The following is a 4,352-nucleotide window of genomic DNA, read 5'->3' as shown; positions in this document are numbered from 1 at the left end:
GGTGGTTTAGGGGCAGCTGCAGTCGCCGTTCCTTTTATTAAATCTTGGAACCCAAGTGAAAAAGCGAAAGCTGCTGGTGCCCCTGTCGAAGTTGATATCGGTAAACTCGAAGAAGGGCAAATGGTTCGTGTTGAGTGGCGTGGAAAACCTGTATGGGTAGTCCGCCGAGCTCAATCGGTTGTCGATGGCTTAAAAGCTCTGGATGATCAATTGCGTGATCCAGTGTCTGGAGAAGAGCAGCAACCAGCCTATGCACAAAATGCTTACCGTTCAATTAAGCCTGAATATTTTGTTGCCGTCGGTATTTGTACGCACTTAGGGTGTTCGCCTACTTACCTACCTGATAGCTTCAGTGAACAGGTTCAAGGGGTTAAATCTGGTTTCTTCTGTCCTTGTCACGGCTCTAAGTTTGATATGGCAGGACGAGTATTCCAAGGTGTACCTGCACCACTCAATCTAGTTGTACCGCAGCATATGTATTTGAGTGAAACCAAAATTATGATCGGTGTTGACGACACAGGGGAGGCATAATGCAAGCGCTACTAGATTGGGTAGAAAAACGTCTACCAGTGATGGATTCTTATAAAAAGCATCTATCAGAATATCCGATGCCAAAGTCGTTCAACTTTTGGTACTTATTTGGCTCACTAGCGATGTTAGTGCTTGTTAACCAAATTCTAACCGGTATCTGGCTAACCATGAACTACGTTCCTTCTGGTGAAGGTGCGTTTGCTTCCGTTGAGTACATCATGCGCGATGTGGAATACGGCTGGCTATTACGTTACATGCACTCAACAGGGGCGTCAGCGTTCTTTGTTGTTATCTATCTGCATATGTTCCGTGGCTTGATTTATGGTTCTTACCAAAAACCTCGTGAGTTATTGTGGCTATTTGGTATGTTGATCTTCCTAGTGCTCATGGCTGAAGCCTTTATGGGTTACTTGCTGCCATGGGGGCAAATGTCCTATTGGGGTGCACAGGTAATCATTTCCCTCTTCGGTGCGATACCGGTTATTGGCGATGATCTGACGCTTTGGATTCGTGGTGATTACGTTATTTCTGGTGCGACACTAAACCGTTTCTTTGCTCTCCATGTTATTGCACTGCCTATCGTTCTACTTCTATTGATCGTATTGCACGTTCTTGCTTTGCATGAAGTCGGCTCGAACAACCCTGATGGTATCGAAACTAAATTACCAAAAGGCTCGATGGGCGATGACTACAAAACGCAGTTTAAGTTCCACGAGAACTACACTAAAAAATACGATGTCATCGATTCTATTCCTTTCCATCCATATGGAACGGTTAAAGATCTAGTTGGTGTCGCAGGCTTCTTGTTCTTGTTCTGTTATGTGTTGTTCTTTAATCCAGAGATGGGCGGTTACTTCCTTGAGCCACCTAACTTTGAAGCTGCTAACCCTTTGAAAACGCCAGAGCATATTGCTCCAGTATGGTACTTCACACCATTCTATGCGATTTTACGTGCGGTCCCTGATAAACTTCTTGGGGTGGTCGCGATGGGCGCATCGATTGTTGTGCTGTTCCTTCTACCATGGTTCGATCGTTGTAAAGTGCGCTCTTACCGTTACCGTAGTAAGCTTCATCTACTGAATATTATTCAGTTCACTATTAGCTTCATTGCACTAGGTGTATTGGGTGCGCTTCCAGCGACTGCATTATATACACTAATGGCACAAATCTTTAGCTTAGGTTATTTCATGTTCTTTGTTTTGCTATTCTTCTACAGCAAAAATGAGGCGACGAAACCGTTACCAACTAGGGTGAAATTCAAATGAAGAAGTGGATTGTAATTTTATTTGCATTGTTGCCATCTCTAGCATTAGCGGCTGGCGGGAATGTACATTTAGACAAAGCGAACAATGATTTATCTGATCAAGCTTCATTGCAAAATGGCGCTAAGTTATTCATGAACTACTGTTTTGCTTGTCATGGGACTCAGTATCAGCGCTATGAACGTGTTGCGAAAGACATCGGCATTCCTTTGGACCTCATGAAGGAAAACCTGATGTTTGATCCTGAGGCGAAAATTGGTGACTTGATGGTAAGCGCCATTCCTCAAGATTCTGCAGCGAAGTGGTTTGGTGGCCCGCCGCCTGATTTGACATTGGTTGCTCGTGTTCGTGGTACTGATTGGTTATACACCTATCTACGCTCGTTTTACACGGATCCAAGTCGCCCATTTGGCGTAAACAACATCGTGTTCCCTAGTGTTGGTATGCCTCATGTTTTAGAAGAGCTACAAGGCATTCCTGAACCTGTTTACGAGACTAAAATCGTTGATGGTGTAGAGCATAAGACGGTTGTTGGTGTTAAGACGGATGGTTCTGGCGAGTTAAACACTGAGGAATACGACTCAGCGGTTCGCGACCTTGTGAACTTCTTAGAATACTCGGGTGATCCGGTTAAGTTAGAGCGTCATGCTCTAGGTTGGTGGGTGATGGCTTTCTTAGTGATCTTCACTATTGTCGTCGTGTTGCTTAAGAAAGAGTATTGGCGTGATGTGCACTAATTGTGCTATAATGCCACGCTGATTTTTAATTTTGTTTAATGGAGGCTAAGCCTCCATTATTTTTTTGTATCTGTAAGTATGCTGGAGGGCTCCATGGCTGTAGCTGCGAATAAACGTTCTGTGATGACTCTGTTTTCAAGTGCATCTGATATGTATAGCCATCAGGTTCGTATCGTCCTTGCTGAGAAAGGCGTAAGTGTTGAAGTTGAGCTTGTTGACGAAGCAAATTTGCCTAACGAGCTCATTGAGCTAAATCCTTATAAGTCGGTACCAACATTGGTTGACCGTGAGCTTGCGCTGTACGATTCGAAAATCATTATGGAATATCTTGATGAGCGTTTTCCTCATCCACCATTGATGCCTGTTTACCCTGTTGCTCGTGGTAATAGTCGTCTGATGATCTATCGCATAGAGCGCAACTGGTACAGCCTAGCTGAGAAAGTGGTTAAGGGTAACGCTGAAGAAGCTGAAAATGCTCGTAACAAACTGCGCAATGATTTACTAACGCTGGCGCCTGTATTTGCAGAGTATGAGTACTTCATGAGCGAAGAATTTAGCCTGATCGATTGTTACCTAGCACCATTATTATGGCGTTTACCTCAACTGGGTATTGATTTGATCGGCCCTGGCTCAAAAGAGCTTAAAATCTATATGAGTCGAGTATTTGAACGTGATTCTTTCTTAGCTTCTTTGACTGAAGCTGAGCGTGAGATGCGTTTAAGCCGATAGTTATTGATGGATATTGAAAAAATGACACCACGCCGCCCATATATGCTACGCGCATTTTATGAATGGTTAGTGGATAATGACTTAACACCTCACCTAGTGGTTGATGCAACTATGCCGGGTGTTCGAGTACCTGAAGAATTTATTCAAGATGGCCAAATCATCTTGAATATTGCTCCTAGAGCGGTTGGTAACTTAGAACTTGGTAACGAAGCGATTACCTTCAGTGCTCGCTTTAGTGGCCGTCCTCATTCTGTGATAGCGCCTTTGTATTCTGTACAAGCCATCTACGCAAGAGAGAATGGCGCTGGAACGATGTTTGATCCAGAAGAGGCGTATCTTGATTCTGAAACCAAGGCTGCTGAAACAATGGCTGATGAGGACTTAGAAAATACTACTTCTATGGGTGTCAGTGGTTTGTCTTCGGTTCCGACTGAAGCATCTATAGATGTTGAAGATGAGGCTAGCCCGTCAGATGAGCCGCCTAAACCTAAAGGTCGCCCTAGTTTGAGAGTGATTAAATAAAATAGAAAAAGCAGCTTATTAGCTGCTTTTTTATTGTCTTGTGTTCTTTGTTGCCTGCTACAGACCGTCTAAATTAGTCCACATTTTGGAACGCTCTGATCACTTGTTTTACCCCAGAGATATTACGTGCAACCTCTGTTGCTATGTCCGCATGTTGTGGAGACACATAACCAAGTAAAAAGACTTCTTTGTCTTCTGTAATGACCTTTACTTTGATGCCATTTAACTCTGTGTTAGTCAAAAGTGCCGATTTAACTTTAGTCGTGATCCAACTGTCATTGCTTATTGCTGTGACTGATAACGGCTCATTAATGCGAACTTGATTATGTAGGGTTGTGACTCCTTTTAACTGTTTTGCTTCTGCTATGAAGGCATCGAGATCGGATTGGGTTTTGGCTTGCCCCATTAATACGACAGTCCCGTTGTGAGAGCTTGCAGTGATACGCAGTTGTCCACGAAATGGTGCTTTATTGCCAAGGCCCGCCACCTCAAATTCAATATTGTTGTCATTCCAAATTTCTTTGGTACTTCGTGTGTCTGTAATAATGGTTGCGGTTGTTGCTGCGCCTGC

The 4,352-nt window shown here is 43.7% G+C and carries 6 protein-coding genes; 5 read left to right on the top strand and 1 reads right to left on the bottom strand.

Going from position 1 to position 4,352, the window contains the following annotated elements; translation table 11 throughout:
- The 5 genes from petA to sspB all read left to right on the top strand — a co-directional run.
- Positions 1-531: ubiquinol-cytochrome c reductase iron-sulfur subunit (gene petA, locus ACP45E_RS13575; RefSeq protein ID WP_069585106.1), on the top strand; the 531-nt coding region annotated here is incomplete at its 5' end.
- The gene (locus ACP45E_RS13570) at positions 531-1,796 is read left to right on the top strand and encodes a cytochrome b (protein WP_017035531.1); all 1,266 of its coding nucleotides are present in this window, start codon (positions 531-533) and stop codon (positions 1,794-1,796) included. The genes petA and ACP45E_RS13570, both read left to right, overlap by 1 nt.
- On the top strand, positions 1,793-2,530 hold the full coding sequence (locus ACP45E_RS13565; RefSeq protein ID WP_017035530.1) for a cytochrome c1: 738 nt from the start codon (positions 1,793-1,795) through the stop codon (positions 2,528-2,530). The genes ACP45E_RS13570 and ACP45E_RS13565 overlap by 4 nt, the downstream gene beginning before the upstream one ends.
- Before the next feature lie 93 nt (positions 2,531-2,623).
- A complete protein-coding gene (sspA, locus tag ACP45E_RS13560; protein WP_017035529.1) occupies positions 2,624-3,259 on the top strand; it encodes a stringent starvation protein SspA in 636 nt (211 codons plus the stop codon).
- A gap of 6 nt (positions 3,260-3,265) precedes the next feature.
- Entirely contained in the window at positions 3,266-3,781 is a 516-nt protein-coding gene (gene sspB, locus ACP45E_RS13555) for a ClpXP protease specificity-enhancing factor (protein ID WP_017039089.1), read from the top strand.
- Positions 3,782-3,854: 73 nt separating this feature from the next.
- Here sspB and ACP45E_RS13550 read toward each other — a convergent pair.
- The coding region (locus ACP45E_RS13550; RefSeq protein WP_069585104.1) for a BON domain-containing protein at positions 3,855-4,352 on the bottom strand (498 nt) is incomplete at its 5' end.

This window comes from Vibrio genomosp. F10 str. 9ZD137 (assembly GCF_049974785.1).
Classification (GTDB): Bacteria; Pseudomonadota; Gammaproteobacteria; order Enterobacterales; family Vibrionaceae; genus Vibrio.
This window is presented reverse-complemented; position numbering and strand designations above follow the sequence as displayed.

Bases quoted from the DNA above. Each gene is read 5' to 3' on its own strand.
- ACP45E_RS13570 (WP_017035531.1), top strand. From the start codon at position 531: ATGCAAGCGCTACTAGATTGGGTAGAAAAACGTCTACCAGTGATGGAT.
- ACP45E_RS13565 (WP_017035530.1), top strand. From the start codon at position 1,793: ATGAAGAAGTGGATTGTAATTTTATTTGCATTGTTGCCATCTCTAGCA.
- sspA (WP_017035529.1), top strand. From the start codon at position 2,624: ATGGCTGTAGCTGCGAATAAACGTTCTGTGATGACTCTGTTTTCAAGT.
- sspB (WP_017039089.1), top strand. From the start codon at position 3,266: ATGGATATTGAAAAAATGACACCACGCCGCCCATATATGCTACGCGCA.